Genomic DNA, 16,233 nt, shown 5'->3' with positions numbered 1-16,233 from the left:
CCTATATGCACACTAAATATACCCATCCATGCAGGGAAAATACCACAACTTTTTTTAAGCTTTGGCAAAGGATGTCCTGCAAAGTAGGCAAGTCTGGCCCAAATGGACATACATATGTCAATATCGAACCCTTTCAGACGATAGGAGTGACGACGCTACATGCTGCTACTGCTCGAATACATTTTTCTTGGCATCGTACAGGGCTTGACCGAGTTTTTGCCCATTTCCAGCACAGGTCATCTCGTGCTGTTTCGCCAATTGTTCGGATTAAGTGAAATCGGGCTGCTGTTTGATACGATGCTTCATTTTGGGACGTTGATTGCCGTTATCGTAGTATTCTGGCCCCAGATCAAGCAGTTGATAGCCAATCCATTTAGCAAGCTGGCGCGTTTGCTGGTCGTGGGGACGATTCCTACTGCCGTGATCGGGCTTGCCTTCGAAGATTACTTCGAAGAGATCTCCCGCACCGGAGTCACGATCGGCTGGGAATTTCTCGCGACAGGCATCATTATTTGGACCGTCGAATCCATGCGCAAGGGGCATCGCAAATTTGACCAGATCAACTACACCGACGCCTTGATTATCGGCACCTTGCAAGGAGCTGCCATCCTTCCCGCGATATCCCGCTCCGGCTTGACCATCGCAGGCTCTCTTTTGCGGGGCATCGATCGCTCCGATGCAGCACGCTTTTCATTCCTGCTGTCCCTTCCCGCTATTTTAGGAGCATGTACCCTGCAAACCGTCAAACTAACGCAAAATCCGCTCGACACAGCCACCCTGATCCCAATGGTTGTCGGCACGATGTTTGCGGCTATAGCCGGTTATTTCGCCATCCGCTGGATGCTGAAGATCATCAGCACGGGCTCCATGAAAGGCTTTGCCATCTATGTTTGGATACTGGGTGCCATCATCCTCTCCCTGCAATATTGGGGAGGTTAACCTATATAAAAAAACCCGCCTTTGGTATTCAACCGTGCTTTGATGAGGAGTGAAAAAAACGAAACACGCTTTTCAGCATCCAACCTGAGAGATTCCTTGAAGGCGGCTGCTTTGGACGCGGTTTCGTTTTTTTTCACGGAGTCGGGCGGTGAATCTCCTGTGTTCGTACAATCATTTACTTTCTTCCTTGTCCGGGTATCTGCTGGCAATCAATTTGCCGACCAGCAGAATGACACCGTAAAACGCCGTAGCAAGCAAAGCTGTGGCTAGCCAGGTAGCTGTTCCAAGCGCCAGGTAAAGGACGGAATGGGCAATGAATATTCCTACCAGCCACCACCAAATGTTCATACGATTGAAAAAGGATGCAAAACCACGCATTCGACCTGCACCTCCGCTATCCATATACTCTTGTTATAGCCGAGTTGAGGTGGTTTTATCCTTCAACGCCCGAATCCTATTCGGGGTGTTGGACAGCAAATCCCGCCTGCTCCAGGATCGACGCCAGCACGTCCAACGGTGTACGGGCCACTTCGCCGTACATTTTTTGCGTATATAAATGAAGCGCGTCTGGAAAATCCTCTTTCAACTGTTTGCGCAATTTCTGGCCGCTTTCATCTTCATCCATAAACAGGTAGACTTCGTCCGCTTCTTCAGCCAGCAGGACCAGCTGCTCGGCTTTTTCTGTACTATAGGTACCGTACGTACAATATATCGCGACAGGCTCATCCAGGATTTTCTGCAATCTTTCCTTATCGGTTTTCCCTTCCACGATGATGATGCATGAGTCCGCCATGTTCACGTCCTCCTTTTCTCAAATGCACTCTTTTCATGATTAGTATACCTGCCCGCTCCATCTCAGGGAAACATGTGGATGAGTACACTGCTTCCCAGTAAGGCATGGTAAAGGATGAGACCACCCATCCTCTATTTGAAGGAGTGCTAGCTCATGTCAAAATTTAAGAGTGCCAAAAACCTGAATCAAAAAGGATTAGCTGTTGCCGGTTTGACCAGCAGTACTGTAGCGGACGATACGCACACTGAGGATAACCAGGGCTCATCCAAGCAGCATCAAAACGCCAATCAGCAAAAACAACCGTAACCAAAGCAATCTCCACAAGTAAAAGGAAGCCTGGAGCTCAGCGCTTCCTTTTCTGTTGTTAGCGCTTTACTTCCCCAACCGTTCTTGGTACCCTGAAATCAAAAATATTTTTCTGAACCTTCCCAAGAGATGGAGAGAATCAACGTGGAAGCATCCTTATGGAAAAACCGTTCTTTTTTGTTGCTTTGGTCCGCTCAAATGACCGCCAATATTGGCGATCAATTTTACGGTTTTGCCTTGCTTTGGTATTTGTTGCAAGCGACCAAATCAGGGACCGCGTTAAGCCTTCTGGTCATTCCGGAAATGGTGGCCGGCTTGCTCTTCCTTCTCGTCGGCGGCGTCCTGGCTGACCGCTACAGCCCTCACCTGCTCATGGTAGGATCAGACATGGCCCGCATAGTGGTTGCCATATCGGTCGGTTTCATGGCAGCGATGGGTATTGAGCAATTTTCCTACTTTTTATTGGCGCAATTTTTACTCGGCATTTTTTCCAGTTTGTTTCAGCCCGCCCGTACCGTCGCACTAAAAGCCGTAGTGCCGTTGGAACAATTAAGCCGGGCCAATGCGATACTGGACACCACGTTTCGGACGATTCGCATTCTGGCTCCCATGACGATCGGCTTGCTTGCAGCTACTGTTCCGCTTTCCACGCTTTTTTTCGTCAATGCGGGAAGCAATATGGTATCTGTGTTTTTTCTATACGCAATCAAAGGTTCTCTCCAACCTAGTCGAAGCAGCTTTTCCGGGATCAAAATGACTCCTGCTCAGTACGTCAGAGATATCGGGACAGGGATTGGCGAACTGAAACGAAACCACTTATTATTACTCATCCTGCTCTTCAGCAATATCGGCTTCATCGTCTGGATGATCTGCTGGAACGTTGGCTTTCCATTCCTCGCTGAAGGCATGGCTCAGGGAGATGGCAGCATTCTCGCTCTCCTGATTGGCTGCTATGGGATCGGGAATCTGCTAGGCAGCCTCTATATGGCACAAGCGGTATACACGCGCCACATGTTCGTCGTCATTCTAGGCTGGTCCTTTCAGGCAGTTGGATTCCTTTTGCTCACGCTGGGAACGGAAATTCATTGGCTGGCATACTTCGCGGCAGCTATCGCAGGCATAGGCGGACCTTTGAACGGCATTCCATCCCTTACCGCCATTCAAACGAAAGCTTCCGACAACAATATGGGTAAAATCTTCTCCATCAATATGCTGATGTTCACCTTCTTCAGTATGGTCTCCAGTATCCTGGGAGCTGTATGGCTAGGAAAATGGCCTGTCGAGCAGTTATTCCTGGGCAGCGGACTTTTCTTGGCAGTAACGTGTATTGTCGGATTTATCCTGGAGCGAAAAATGAATCGAAAACAAGAACAGTACAGCCCGCAACCCCATTCCTTCTGAATAGAATGAGGGTTGTTTTTTTTTTGCGAAAAAAGAATTGCAATCCCTCTACTAGTGTCATATAATCTGACATAAATATAATTATGTTAGATTATCTAACATAAAAAGGAGTGGATTGGAATGGAACCGACATTAGAACAACTTTCATCTGCCATTGATTCCACGTGGGTCATGGTATCTGCGATTTTGGTCATCATGATGCAGATCGGCTTTGCCTTGCTGGAGGCAGGGTCAACCCGGATGAAAAACGCCGGTCACATCGCCGGTAAGACTGTCCTTACTTTCGGCATCTGCTCCATCGCCTTTTGGGCACTGGGCTTCGGTCTCACCTTTGGAGACGGCAACTCCTTTATTGGTCTCACTGGTTTCTTCTTCGATGGTTCTGCCGAGCAGGCTGCGGCATCCTTCTCCGGCTTCTCCGGCGCGTCTGTCCCCATTACGATCCTCTTTTTATTCCAACTCGCATTCGCAGCTGTTTCGCTCGCCATCGCCTGGGGTGGATTTGCAGAGCGAGCGAAATTATCCGTCTACTTTATTTTCAGCATCTTGTTTACTGTTCTTATTTATCCTGTTGTCGGACACTGGGTTTGGGGTGGCGGTTGGCTGGCTGAGCTGGGGATGCAAGACTTTGCCGGTTCGACGGTTGTCCACTTGCAGGGCGCTATCGTCGCATTGGTCGCCACGATCTTGCTGAAGCCTCGTATTGGCAAATACAATCGCGACGGCAGCTCCAATCTCATCCCTGGGCACAATCAGGTTTATTCCGTGCTTGGCGTGCTTTTCCTCTGGATTGGCTGGTTTGGCTTTAACGGCGGTTCTACCTTGGGCAGTACAGATGGCTTTTTTGGCTATGTGGCCATGACGACCAATCTCGCTACAGCTGCCGGAGCGATCGCAGCACTCGCCATTTCCTGGATCGTAATGGGCAAAGCGGATATTCCCAGCATGTTGAACGGCGTTCTTGCCGCTCTCGTCGCCATCACCGCTTCTTGCGCTTTCGTCGACCCTTGGGCTGCAGTCGTGATCGGTGCAGTGTCAGGTATTTTGACATTCTTTACTTCCATCTGGTTTGATCGCATGGGAATTGACGATCCGATCTTCGCCTTCTCCGTCCACGGTGTAGCTGGAATCTGGGGAACCTTGTCCACTGGTCTATTCGCGACCCCGGAATTGGCAGAAAAAGTGGGGGTTGGTGGAGCCGGTTTGTTCTACGGAGGCGGATTCACCCAATTGGGCGTACAAGCGCTTGGATTGGTTGGTTCGATGGCTTATGTCTTCGTCGTCTCTTACATGATATTGGCTGCTCTAAAAGCAATCATTGGTCTTCGCGTAACCGAAGAAGAAGAGGTGGTTGGTCTTGACATCAGCGAACACGGAGTTTATGGATACCCCGAACTACTCCAATCAGAGCGCGTGCAGCCCGCTTCCAACGCCAAAAGCAGCACGACTCACTCTCTCACCTGATCAACTGGAAAGAATCCATCAAGCCACGACCTTCCGCGAGCTGTCGCAGATTCGGCAGGAGCTGTTGGATCTGACTCCCCTGCACTCGTTGAAGCGCGCAGGGGAGCTCGCTCCGTTCGCAGTCATCGTCAATCTGATCCAAGACCATATTATCCGGCAAGGCGTTACGCTTGCTGTCATGGAACTGGCAAAAAGGGGAGTAGGAGAGCCTCCCTTCCCCTTTGCCTTTATCCAGTTCGGCAGTGGAGGGCGCTGTGAGCAGGCACTCATCAGCGATCAGGACAACGGTCTGATCTATCAGGTTCCCTCAGACGTTGATCCGTCGACACTGGAAAAGGCGCACGGCTATTTTCATCTGCTCGGAGCCACCATTGTTCAGGGGCTGGAGGAAGTCGGTTACCCACCCTGTCAGGGAAATGTGACATGCGTTTCCCTGCGTTGGCGGGGCAGTATCGAGCAATGGCTAGAGAGGCTGGACGGCTGGGCCGCTCATCCGATCTGGGAAAACGCCCGCTACCTGCTCTTAGCCAGTGATGCACGCGTGCTTTGGGGCGATTCCAAGCTGTTTACCCCTGTACTCGAACGCTTTCGATCTTTGTTGGCCAACAACCCGCTTCTGATTGGACGCCTGGTGAGCAATACCTTGCACTATCGGGTCTCTCTCGGCTTATTTGGCCGCATCATCCCGGAGGTACAGGGACGTTATCGCGGAGCCATCAACCTCAAGTACGGCGTCTACTTGCCGATCGTCAATTGCGTACGCCATTTCGCTCTTGCCAATGGCATCTTTGTCAGCTCAACCCTGGAGCGGATCGCACTCATCCGGGAACACGGAATCTGGCCCATAGCTTTTTGTGACGAGGTTGAAAGTCATTTCCGCCAATTGCTGGGGATGCGGCTGGTCGCTCCTCTGCACTGGCAGGATGGACAATACACCAGCAACAGCTACATCAAATTGACAGAACTCTCACCTGACAGCACTGTCATGACACGGACAGCCATGAGACTGGCCATCCGTCTGCAACGAATGACAGAAAAGCTGCCGTCTGTTTATTGAGAGCCAGGAGTAGGAGGTATCGTGGATGGCAAAGGAGCTTTTCGGCCGATTATGGAGCCTCAGTAAGGAAACCGCATCTCGTCCTGGAAAATGGACGGAAGGGTTTAACAACGGAGAAAAGCATCACCTCGCCTATTTACGTTCCTTGCACAAAGAACGAAAAGAGGTGGACTCCGATATCGACCTGCCATTGGAGAATCTGGAGGTCGTGGTAGTCGATCTGGAGACGACAGGCTTTTCACCCAGCCACGGCGATGCGATTATCTCCATCGGTGCTGTCGCCATGAAAGGGGATCGCTTGCTTTTGGGAGATTCGTTTTACACCATGGTCAATCCGAATCGCACCATCCCTCCTCATATTCGTTCCTTAACCGGCATTACGGATGAGATGGTTATCAGTGCTCCCGATCTGGTCACGGCGATGTCCCGCTTCTTTCAGTTCGTCGGTGATCGTGCATTGGTCGCTCACCATTCTCGCCACGAACGGGAATTCTTCCGTGCAGGGCTATGGAAAACGAGTCGTCGCCCTTTTACCCATCGGATGCTGGATACGATGCTCCTGATTCGCCTGCTGAGCAATCCGCTTGGCAATGGCTCCCTGGACGCCTTATGCGCTATACATGACATCCCGATTTCACGTCGACACCACGCTTACTGTGATGCCGTAGCTGCGGGAACCCTTTGGGGAAAGTATCTGATCAATGCTCAGGAGGCTGGATACCGCAATCTGCGAGAGGTGTATCAGGAGCTGCGCTGACAAGTGACGGAAACCAAAAAAGACGAGCCTTAGAAGCGATTCTGAAGGCTCGTTTTGCTTTGTCCTTATCCGTATCATTATTCAGCGGATGCTGCATCGATCACCTGTGCATCCGTCATTCTGACCAGTTGTTCGAATGAAACAGGCAATAGTGACTCCGCAATTCCTGCAGCCGTATAGATTAGATCAAAGCGCTGCAGGGAGCTGTCCACCAGAACAGGGGTGTCCATTTCCAGAGCAAACGGACAAACTGCCCCTACCTGAAAGCCCGTTACTCGCTCGACTTCTTACGGTGTTGCCATCTTCGGCTTGCCCGAGCCAAATGCCGCCTTCACACGTTTCGTATGGATGCGGACATCACCTGCCGCCACGATGAGTACATACCGGTCTTCGGAACGAAACAAAATCGATTTGGCAATTTGTCCAACTTCCACCCCTACCGCTCGTGCTGCGGCTTCCGATGTAAGAAGGGGCTCAGCAAACAGAAGCGGCTCCAGCGTCGAATCGTACTTCTTCACGTAGCTGCGCACTTTTTCCAGAGAGAGCTGATACATAGATTGTTCTCTTTCCTTTACAAAGCGGATAATCGATAAAAGCGGTGCAGCTATTTCCCTCATCCACTAATTTTGGTAATATTTATAAAAATATCAAACGATAAAAATAATCTTCCAAGAGGTGCTCCATGTCCTTTTTCATTCGCCAGATACAGTTACCAAAAGATTATCCTGCCCTCGCTCGCTTGAAGAATCAGCTGCAGCCAGGAGCCACTTCTGCCGAAGAGCTGGAACAGGAAGACCGGCAAATTCCGGCTCGCTCCCGCCTGTTCAAGGATGAGACCGGGGCACTTGCAGGCTTTGGACGTGAGCGATATGTAGCAGAATGCGCCAGGACAAGAGAAATTATCGGTTATGCGGCTGTTTGGAGAGCTCCTTGGACCCCGCCTGGCGCTCTGTCCAGTGAATTCTATGTCGATGCCGAACATCGTCAGAAGGGAATCGGAGCAGGTCTTCTCACCCGGGTGATAGACTGGGCAACCGAGCATCAAGCAGATCTCTTGATGGCAGAAATCAAAGACTGGATCACCGAATCCCTTCCCTTTGCCAGCAAACGCGGGTTCCAGGTCGATGCCCATGTTTATGAGCTTCGTCTGAATCTGGAGGTCGCTATCCATGCTGACAGCAACGATTTTTTGAGCTCGCTTTGTGACCGTGGTTTTTCCTTTTTTACACTGGCTGAAGCATCGCTGTCTCAGGAAGAAGCCTTGAAAAAACTGTATGAGCTATATCTGGAAACACTGCGTGACAATCCGGGCCATGTTGGAGGTCTACCCGACTTTTCTGAATGGCAGCAGGAAGCCTATCCTGACGATCGTACTTCGCCTGAGCTCGTTTTCATCGCGGCAGACGGAGATCATTTCGTCGGAGTCACCACTCTTTTTCTGACTGACGAGCCCGGTGTCCTTTATACGGATTACACGGGTGTACTGCAAGGATATCGGGGAATAGGAATCGCTCGGGTACTCAAGCTGCTCTCTTTTCGTGAAGCGAAAAAACGGGGAGCCCACACGATGGCCACGGAGACGGAAGCCAAAAACGGACCGATGCAGGCGGTGAATCAAAGGCTAGGCTACCTACCCGGAAAAGGACATTACCGCATCATCAAAAAGCTGCAGCGTGAAAGCGCTGAAAGACACCACTAAAGAAAAAGGCTGCCCGATCCATCACGGCGGGTCAGCCTTTTCCTTACTCGCCTACTCAGATACGAATACCTCATCACCCACGGTCACACTTCCTGTACGGATGACAGACGCATACACGCCAAAGTGGTTATCATGGCGCTTTGCACAGGTTTTCAGGATGGCCTTGTTCATTTGCAGGGTATCCGGATCGATATTGACATACATGCAGCGTTCACAGTGCTTGTTGACCTGCAGCAGCACATCATTGACCTGAATCTGCTTGCCCAGCCACTTGTCTTCTGCAAATGGCTCGTCGTCGTCCAAGACGATGACGAGATTGCCGCGAAATCGTCTAGGGTCCAGTTCTTCTACTTCAGCCAATCGGGCAATTTCCCGCAAGGAAGCGTCTGTTACGAGCAGGATGTGATCCTCCCAGTTCTTTCCGCCTTCCTGCGGTGTGCTTTTCATCGGCAACACTGGCCGTTTTGCTGTCTGCGCCACATGAGAGAACAAGTCCTCTCCCCATGTAAATGCGCTGCCATCACGCGCCAGCACATGAACCTCCGGGTAATCCGACTCATTACCTTCTTCAGACATCGTGGCTTCATAGCCGAGCAAAGCAGGAACGACATCTGCACTCAAATACTTGCCATTCCGTGACTCATCAAGAAAATAGTAACTGCGATCACCGTACAATCCAAAGCTGTCGACCTGACTCGCAATCAGCTGTTCACCTCGCATTGCTTTTACCGGATGACGAAAAATGCTTTCCAGACTCCCTACTCTCTTCACGATTCCTTCTCCCCTTTTTTCCTCTAACCCGTAATGAAAGAATTGCGAACCCGGCCCCAAAACGTCAATCGCTTGTAACGGGCAAACTTCACCTTGCCAGTACCCACACTGCACGTGATGGAACGCACATTTTTCCAAACGCCATGCTCTCGATCCAGGCCGATCATAATTTCCGGATTCATCACGATCAGCTCTACTTCATGGTGCTTGGGCAAAACCAGCGAACTGTTGATCGTCCGATACGCCTGATTGTTGATCGATGCGATCTCCGATAGTTGAATCGCTTCAATCGAGGGATGGACGATCGCCCCATTGACTGCCTTGTTGTAAGCCGTGCTTCCAGAAGGGGAAGAAACGATCAACCCGTCCCCGCGGAAGGTCTCCAGCTCATCGCCATTGATGTAGACGCAGGTCACCAGTGTGGAGAGCGAAGCATTTCGCAGGACCATCTCATTCAGCGCCCACTTGTGGTACATTTGTCCATCGTGTGTCAGGATTCTGCATTGAACGGTAGGATACATGGCGATATACGGCTCTTTTTGTTGCAAAAGTAAGTCCACAAAATCATCCAGCTCATCGGGGCGCCAATCAGCATAAAATCCGAGGTGGCCTGTGTGGATCCCTACATAGGTCGGCTCCATTCCGTACTGGTGAACTGCCTCCAGAAGCGTTCCATCGCCACCGATCGAAAGCACCATATCCGGCTTATCCTCCGATCCGTCGATGAAGGTATACGGACCGCCTGCTACTCTAAGTTTATCTTTTAATTGGAGTTCAACTTCCCGCGTATAGTCATCATTTCGCAGTACAGTTGCAATTTTCATGCTGATCTGCCCCCACTTTTGTCCATCAGGCTGGAAATCGTTCTGTCGTTTTAACCACTATACCACAGGAAAATCACGGATGCATGGTAGACTCCCGTGTCCAATCCTTCCTTTTCTCCAAAAACGAAAAAACGAGCCGTTCCCAGGCTCGTCATGCTATTCAAATATGGCTTCCAATTGCCTTACCCTCTGCTCGGCCTGCCTGATCCATCTGTCCTCGACCTCGCCGTCCTTATCTACCGGCTCTTGAAACTGGTTCATCACCGCTGAGACGACAGGCTCGTAATAGCCGATATCTTCTTCCACCCCTGTTTGATATACGTGCTTGAGGACGAACGGTGTGCCCATCTCTAGCCATGCATCAGGGCTGTCCAGCTCACCTTGCAAAACCTTGACCGGCAAGCGCAGATACACCATTCCCTGCTCATCCAGCATGCAGTCGAAATAACCGTGCTCATAATCCCAGTTTGCCAAGGTAAAATCGGGTTCTAGCGTTTCCCGAATGTAGCCAAACGTTCCCCGAGTCCCTGGCAAGCTGCTGTTCTGGATCTCTTTCATCAGCCATCCCTGCCTTTCTCCATTCTTCGTGGTAGTGTGTGCCAAAAGCAAAGGGAGTACTCCTTCGTTTCGAACAATTCTCCTCCTACGCAAAAAAACAGCCACCAGACCAATGCGAAATTGGGCTTAGGCTGTTTTGGAGCCGTGCTCGTTAAATGAGCACGATCGAGAGCAAAGTAAATAAAGCGAGAGGTATAATCTTGCGGCCACAGCGGCGGCGTCTGCGCCGTTTCCTTGGAGGGATGACAACCGGCCCTATGGGTGGCGGCGGTGGTGGTGGCGGAAACGGTGGTGGTGGCGGCGGGCAGAAGAAGCAGCCAGGCGGTGGTGGTGGTGGGAATGGCCCTGGGAATGGGGGTGGAAAGGAATAAGGACTGAGCCCCTGATAAGGAGATTCCGAGCTTGGACTGACTGCACCTTTTCCAGCGAAAGGACTTACCTGCCCAGAAGGAGCATTCTTGCCCGCGAACGGACTCACCTGACTGGAAGGAGCATTCTTTCCGCCGAAGGGACTCAGTTTGCTCGGCCTGTTGGCGCTTCCCTGAGGATAGCCTCCCATATACGGATTGGGCGTGTAGCCATAGGGATTCTCGTCACCGTAAGGCCCAAAGCCTGAATACGGAGAATATCCGCCATAAGGTCCAAAGCCTTGATAAGGGTTATATCCTCCTCCATAGGGCTGGAAAGGACTGCCCCAATCCCCGCCATAGGAGACATGAGTCGCTACCGGCTGGTAAGGCAATTGCTCCTCATAATCGTCCTCATACTCATACACGACTTCCTCGTCTTCTACTTCAATGTATACGTTGTTCTCGTCGTAATCGACGATCACGCCTTCGAATACTTGACCATCAAGCGCTTCGATGCGCACTTTTTTCTCAGCATGTTCCTGACAAATATCGTGCACCGATTGACGCATATCCTTTATCAGGCTGACCATTTGCACATCTGCCTGGTACAGGCTTTTATCAGACTGCATGGAAACTCCTCCCCTTCTGGTGTTTCTTTATTACCATATACAGGAGCCCAAGGGGAGGTGTACTTTTTGTGGCCGTGATACTAGCCCATTTTATCGATTGATCAAGCGGCTAGGTTCGTCTGCGTTCAAGAATCGCTCTGGCAAGAAAGGCGAGAGCGGCTCTTTTTGTCCTTTTTCAATCCAATCTGCCATCCGTTTGGCCGTAATAGGCGAAAGCAGAATACCGTTGCGGAAATGTCCCCCTGCGAGCGAGAGGCCATCCCAGCCCGGAACCTCTCCCAGGAGCGGTTTGCCGTCAGCCGTTGCAGGACGAAGTCCACCCCATGCTTCCAGGAAGGTTGCTGCGTGCAAGGCGGGTACGTATGGCATCACACCTTGCAAGATGCTGGCCAATCCCGCGAGCGTCACTTCACGCTGAAAGCCGCTCTCATCCTCTGTCGCCCCGATCACGATTCTTCCATCCTTCTTCGGAGTCAGGTAGCCGGATGTACCGAAAATAACGGTTCGCAGTGGAATTCCGACTGAGGAAACCGCGGCGATCTGTCCGCGCACGGGCCGAACCGGAATGGACACGCCCACCATCTCCAGCATGATGCCTGCCCATGCTCCGGAGCAAACAATCGTATGATCTGCACGAATCGGACCTGAAGTCGTATCGACTCCTACAACACGTCCAGCTGTATGCGCAAGCCTGCTGACGACACACCCCGCGTGCAGCACTACCCCCATCTGTTGACACGCTGTGACCAGTGCTCGCAGCAGCATGCGATTGTTGATATGTCCCTCTTTCGATGAATAGATGGCTGCAGTCGCCAGGTTTGTCAGGAGCGGTTCGACTTCCTGCAATTCTTTTCCCATTAACCACTGGACGTCATACCCGGCTTCGCGCTGCCACTTGTATTTGGCCTTCAGTGTTTCTTCTTCCCGTTCATTCAGTGCAACCGTGAGCAGACCATCCAGGCTCAACTGAACGTCTCCAGCCGTGTATGCCTCCAGCTCCTTGGCCCATTGTGGATACAGCGCCAAGGAGTCCATCCCCAGATCAAGCAGCGGTCCTGTAGAGCTGAATTCCTTTAAGGGAGCCAGCATCCCTGCCGCGGCAGATGACGCCTGCCCTCCCCATTCTCCCTGCTCCACGACCGTGACGGACAATCCCCGCCGCGCCAATTCATAGGCCAGACTTAGACCGATGATTCCACCACCAACTACCAGACAATTGCTCATCCTATTTCTCTCCTTTACCCACCCGGTTCCTATCCATCTTGTTTCCCGGCGGTTCTGACCTAAGAAAACCTCGACCTTACGCGCTATAGAGTGGGCTACAGCTCTTTCGTAACAAATAAAAACCCACCCTTTCCGGACAGGAAAAGGTGGGCTCAACCGCATACATATGAAATCTTACACGTTGTTCGCTCGCAACCATATCCCTTCGCCGGCATGATCCGGATCAGGTGCTATGGGTCGACGGTCTAGCTACCGTCCTCTCAGCCCAGCGTGTAGGACTCCCCAAGTTGCCTGTTTCTTATGTCGTTTTCAACAGTATAGTCCTCTAGAAGGCTGCCTGACAAGTACATGCAGCGAGTTAATCTTCATCCTTCACATCGTAGCTTTCCGGGATAGGCTCGTGACGCTGGATTTCTTCCCACTCCCGCAGCTTCTTCATCTCATCCAGATGATGCTGAAATTGATCCTTGTTGATCAGATACTCCTGTCCATTGTGAACGGCGCGAATTCGCCCTTCCCTGATCTTTTCCATGATGAAAGACTCGGGCAGTTCTAAATAAACAGCTGTCTCCGCAATCGACAGGTACGTCTTATTTTGCACGTAGTCTCACTTCCAGTTCTGCTTTTTGAAGCTCGTATCCCGGTTTGCCGAGCAAGGCCAGCATGTTTGCTTTATACGCCTCCACTCCCGGCTGGTCAAACGGATTCACACCGAGCAAATAACCGCTGATGCCGCATGCCTTCTCGAAAAAGTAGAAAAGACTGCCCAGATGATAAGCCGTGGCCTCTGGAATCTCGACGATCAGGTTGGGGACTCCTCCATCTACGTGTGCGAGCATGGTGCCCTCGTACGCTTTTTTATTGACGTAATCCATGCTTTTTCCCGCCAGGAAGTTAAGGCCGTCGGAATCAGCCACATCAGGCTGAATATTCACATCTAGGGCGGGGCTTTTCACTGTGATGACCGTCTCAAACAGCAAACGCTGCCCGTCTTGTATGTATTGCCCCATCGAGTGCAGGTCTGCGGAAAATTCAGCCAGTGCAGGGAAAATCCCCTTGCCTTCCTTGCCCTCTGACTCGCCAAACAACTGCTTCCACCACTCAGCAAAAGAACGGAAGCGCGGTTCGTAACTGACCATCAGCTCGACTTGCTTTCCATTGTTGTACAAAAGATTTCGGGTTGCTGCGTACTGGTAGCATACATTCTCCTGGATATCTGGTACCAAATATTCCATTCGGGCATCGAGCGCACCCTGCATCAACGCATCAATATCTATTCCGCTTACTGCTATGGGCAAAAGTCCAACAGGTGTCAAAACAGAATACCGTCCGCCAATATCGTCAGGAATGACAAAGGTCTCGTAGCCTTCCTCGTCGGCCAGCTTTCGCAATGCACCGCGAGATTTGTCTGTGGTCACATAGATCCTCTCTCTTGCTGCTTCTCTGCCTATCTTTTGTTCTAGCCAATCTCGGAAGAGTCGAAAAGCAATAGCAGGCTCAACCGTTGTTCCCGATTTTGATATGACGTTAATGGAGACACGTTTTCCTTCCAACACATCGGTTAAATGCGCAAGGTAGACCGGACTTATATTATTGCCTACAAAATGAATCTCAGGCGTGTTGCGCTTAGACGCGGGAAGCAGATTGTAAAAGCTGTGATTGAGAAAATCAAGTGCTGCTTTTGTCCCTAGATAAGAACCTCCAATCCCAATAACCAAAAGCACATCGGAGTGAGCCTGAATCCGTGCTGCCGCCTGTTTGATCCGATCAAACTCAGCCACATCATACGTCATCGGCCAATCTACCCAGCCCAAAAAATCATTGCCAGGTCCTGTTTTTTTGTGCAGCATTTCATGAGCACGGAAGACAGGCTGGGCGAGCTGCTTCATTTCATCCGCTGGAATGAATGAACGTGCATGGGAATAATCAAAGTGAATCATCTAACTCAAGACTCCCCTCCAAGGAACGTCATTACTCCCTATTTTATCATGCAAATTGCCCGTAAAGTACTTTCCGTCAAAACATGACAAAAAGCGAGAGAGTCGCGAATGATCTAAAGAAAAGTGTAACTTATTTACAATTCTGTCGTAGAATCATTTGAGCTTTGGGAATGTTGTATTTTCACTATGAAACAAGAAACAAGGAGATTGATCATGAAAAAACGTTGGTGGATTATCGGATCCGTCGTCGTCCTCCTGGGTGTGGGGACAGTCGGGATGAATATGATGGGATCACAGCAGGCCATGGGAATGCCCGTCCAGATCGCAACGCCAAGCAAATCCGCTCTGGAAAGCAAAATTCTCACCTCTGGCACCGTCATAGTGGAGGACAAGCAGAAACAGTATGCCAATGTCACCGGAATCTTGCGTGAGTTTGTAGTCAAGGAAGGTGACAAGGTACAAAAAGGACAGGTTATTGCGAAAATCGATACCTCTGATGTAGACAGCAAAATTCTTGACTTAGAAGCGCAAATCGGTCTTGCTCAAGCCAATATGGCCAAAGCGCAAACTGGTAATGAACCAGAAGAACTAGCTCAGGAGCAAGAACGCGTCTTACAAGCCCAACGCGATTACGATACAGCCAAAAAAGAATACGACCGCATGAATCAATTGTTTGCATCAGGCGCCTCCACGCAGCAGGAGCTGGACAAAGCCAAATCCCAGCTAGACTCCAACCTGTCCTCTCTCAATGTAGCCAAGCAGCAGCTTGCTCTCAAACAAAAGGGACCTCGCAAGGAAGAGATTGCCTCTCATCAAGCGCAAATCAACAAGCTTCAGGTCGAAAGAGGACAGCTGGAGAAGGAACGTGTCCAAAGCGTCGTCATCGCTCCAGCGGATGGAACGGTCATCGCAGTTGCGGCTGACAACGGACAATACGTCAACAAAGGGACGGAACTCCTGACGCTCGCCAATCTCGACAACCTGCTGATCCAGGCTGACATTAATGAATCAGATGTCAACAAGCTAAAGCTGGGGCAAAACGCAACGATCGAAGGCATCACGTTGGGTAAACAAAAGCTGGATGCCGAAGTGGCACGTATCTCCCCCATCGCAACGACGACCCAAAGCAGTTCTGGTCAGGGTGAAAAGACACGCGTCAAAGTGATGCTCAAGCCAACCGGCGAGCTATCCGCACTTAAGCCAGGCTTTCATGTAGACATCAATATTTCGGTAGAAAAAATCGATGATGCCCTGCAGGTACCGATCGAAGCCATTCAACAGGATGAAAATGGAAGTACATTTGTCTGGGTTGCTTCCAATGGAATCGCAAAAAAGCAAGAAGTTGAGACAGGGATGGAAAATGAACTGTTCTCCCATATCAAGAATGGGTTGTCTGGTGACGAGCAAATCATCCTGAGTCAAACGGATGCTCTGTCAGAAGGTGCATCCATCCTGCCGATGAATGGTGGCGCAGCGCCGACTGGCATGTAGCCATTCCGCAAGAAAGGAGGTCAGCCGACG

At 50.8% G+C, this 16,233-nt stretch carries 17 protein-coding genes, 1 pseudogene and 1 riboswitch; of the genes and pseudogenes, 8 read left to right on the top strand and 10 right to left on the bottom strand.

What is annotated here, in order from left to right; all coding sequences use genetic code 11:
* Positions 1 to 159: 159 nt before the first annotated feature.
* The gene (locus EDM52_RS11735) at positions 160 to 939 is read left to right on the top strand and encodes an undecaprenyl-diphosphate phosphatase (protein WP_122909161.1); all 780 of its coding nucleotides are present in this window, start codon (positions 160 to 162) and stop codon (positions 937 to 939) included.
* A gap of 171 nt (positions 940 to 1,110) precedes the next feature.
* Here EDM52_RS11735 and EDM52_RS11730 read toward each other — a convergent pair whose 3' ends face one another.
* Together EDM52_RS11730 and EDM52_RS11725 are read right to left on the bottom strand one after the other, a co-directional pair.
* Positions 1,111 to 1,287, bottom strand: a complete 177-nt coding sequence (locus tag EDM52_RS11730; RefSeq protein ID WP_245996813.1) for a hypothetical protein — start codon at positions 1,285 to 1,287, stop codon at positions 1,111 to 1,113.
* A gap of 106 nt (positions 1,288 to 1,393) precedes the next feature.
* The gene (locus tag EDM52_RS11725) at positions 1,394 to 1,732 is read right to left on the bottom strand and encodes a toprim domain-containing protein (RefSeq protein ID WP_122909159.1); all 339 of its coding nucleotides are present in this window, start codon (positions 1,730 to 1,732) and stop codon (positions 1,394 to 1,396) included.
* Between the two features lie 153 nt (positions 1,733 to 1,885).
* On the opposite strand from EDM52_RS11725, the gene EDM52_RS24650 reads away from it, so the two are divergent.
* The 5 genes from EDM52_RS24650 to EDM52_RS11705 all read left to right on the top strand — a co-directional run bounded on the left by EDM52_RS24650 (position 1,886) and on the right by EDM52_RS11705 (position 6,717).
* A complete protein-coding gene (locus EDM52_RS24650) occupies positions 1,886 to 2,038 on the top strand; it encodes a hypothetical protein (protein ID WP_183185006.1) in 153 nt (50 codons plus the stop codon).
* A gap of 144 nt (positions 2,039 to 2,182) precedes the next feature.
* A complete protein-coding gene (locus EDM52_RS11720; protein WP_245996812.1) occupies positions 2,183 to 3,439 on the top strand; it encodes an MFS transporter in 1,257 nt (418 codons plus the stop codon).
* A gap of 120 nt (positions 3,440 to 3,559) precedes the next feature.
* Positions 3,560 to 4,903 carry an ammonium transporter gene (locus EDM52_RS11715; protein ID WP_122909158.1) on the top strand — a complete coding sequence of 448 codons (1,344 nt, stop codon included), beginning with the start codon at positions 3,560 to 3,562 and terminating at the stop codon, positions 4,901 to 4,903.
* Positions 4,797 to 5,960 (top strand): DUF294 nucleotidyltransferase-like domain-containing protein, encoded by a 1,164-nt coding sequence (locus tag EDM52_RS11710; RefSeq protein ID WP_245996811.1) that lies wholly within the window; start codon positions 4,797 to 4,799, stop codon positions 5,958 to 5,960. Before EDM52_RS11715 ends, EDM52_RS11710 begins: the two co-directional genes overlap by 107 nt.
* Before the next feature lie 25 nt (positions 5,961 to 5,985).
* Positions 5,986 to 6,717, top strand: a complete 732-nt coding sequence (locus tag EDM52_RS11705) for an exonuclease domain-containing protein (protein WP_122909156.1) — start codon at positions 5,986 to 5,988, stop codon at positions 6,715 to 6,717.
* Between the two features lie 77 nt (positions 6,718 to 6,794).
* Here EDM52_RS11705 and EDM52_RS11700 read toward each other — a convergent pair.
* Positions 6,795 to 7,271 (bottom strand): annotated as a pseudogene (locus EDM52_RS11700) (YbaK/EbsC family protein).
* 185 nt (positions 7,272 to 7,456) lie between these two features.
* Here EDM52_RS11700 and EDM52_RS11695 point away from each other — a divergent pair.
* Positions 7,457 to 8,416, top strand: coding sequence for a GNAT family N-acetyltransferase (locus EDM52_RS11695; RefSeq protein ID WP_183185004.1), 960 nt, complete (start codon positions 7,457 to 7,459; stop codon positions 8,414 to 8,416).
* A gap of 51 nt (positions 8,417 to 8,467) precedes the next feature.
* On the opposite strand, the gene EDM52_RS11690 is transcribed toward EDM52_RS11695, so the two are convergent.
* From EDM52_RS11690 to EDM52_RS11660, 7 genes are all read right to left on the bottom strand, one after another.
* A complete protein-coding gene (locus tag EDM52_RS11690; RefSeq protein ID WP_122909154.1) occupies positions 8,468 to 9,187 on the bottom strand; it encodes an MOSC domain-containing protein in 720 nt (239 codons plus the stop codon).
* Positions 9,188 to 9,210: 23 nt separating this feature from the next.
* Entirely contained in the window at positions 9,211 to 10,011 is an 801-nt protein-coding gene (locus EDM52_RS11685) for an NAD kinase (protein ID WP_122909153.1), read from the bottom strand.
* A gap of 156 nt (positions 10,012 to 10,167) precedes the next feature.
* A complete protein-coding gene (locus EDM52_RS11680; protein ID WP_245996808.1) occupies positions 10,168 to 10,620 on the bottom strand; it encodes a YugN family protein in 453 nt (150 codons plus the stop codon).
* 100 nt (positions 10,621 to 10,720) lie between these two features.
* Positions 10,721 to 11,548, bottom strand: coding sequence for a hypothetical protein (locus EDM52_RS11675; RefSeq protein WP_122909152.1), 828 nt, complete (start codon positions 11,546 to 11,548; stop codon positions 10,721 to 10,723).
* A gap of 90 nt (positions 11,549 to 11,638) precedes the next feature.
* Positions 11,639 to 12,772: a glycine oxidase ThiO gene (thiO, locus tag EDM52_RS11670; protein WP_122909151.1), complete on the bottom strand. Its 1,134-nt coding sequence runs from the start codon at positions 12,770 to 12,772 to the stop codon at positions 11,639 to 11,641.
* A gap of 180 nt (positions 12,773 to 12,952) precedes the next feature.
* A riboswitch (TPP riboswitch) is annotated at positions 12,953 to 13,067 on the bottom strand.
* Positions 13,068 to 13,130: 63 nt separating this feature from the next.
* Complete coding sequence (locus EDM52_RS11665; RefSeq protein WP_245996836.1) at positions 13,131 to 13,304, bottom strand: DNA-binding protein; 174 nt, start codon at positions 13,302 to 13,304, stop codon at positions 13,131 to 13,133.
* A 58-nt stretch (positions 13,305 to 13,362) separates the two neighbouring features.
* Positions 13,363 to 14,712: a glucose-6-phosphate isomerase gene (locus EDM52_RS11660; RefSeq protein WP_122909149.1), complete on the bottom strand. Its 1,350-nt coding sequence runs from the start codon at positions 14,710 to 14,712 to the stop codon at positions 13,363 to 13,365.
* A 213-nt stretch (positions 14,713 to 14,925) separates the two neighbouring features.
* On the opposite strand from EDM52_RS11660, the gene EDM52_RS11655 reads away from it, so the two are divergent.
* The gene (locus tag EDM52_RS11655) at positions 14,926 to 16,203 is read left to right on the top strand and encodes an efflux RND transporter periplasmic adaptor subunit (protein ID WP_122909148.1); all 1,278 of its coding nucleotides are present in this window, start codon (positions 14,926 to 14,928) and stop codon (positions 16,201 to 16,203) included.
* Positions 16,204 to 16,233: the final 30 nt, after the last annotated feature.

It is taken from the genome of Brevibacillus invocatus, from assembly GCF_003710915.1.
Classification (GTDB): domain Bacteria; phylum Bacillota; class Bacilli; order Brevibacillales; family Brevibacillaceae; genus Brevibacillus; species Brevibacillus invocatus.
Note: the sequence above shows the minus strand (reverse complement) of the source record. Positions and strands in the feature narration are given on the sequence as shown.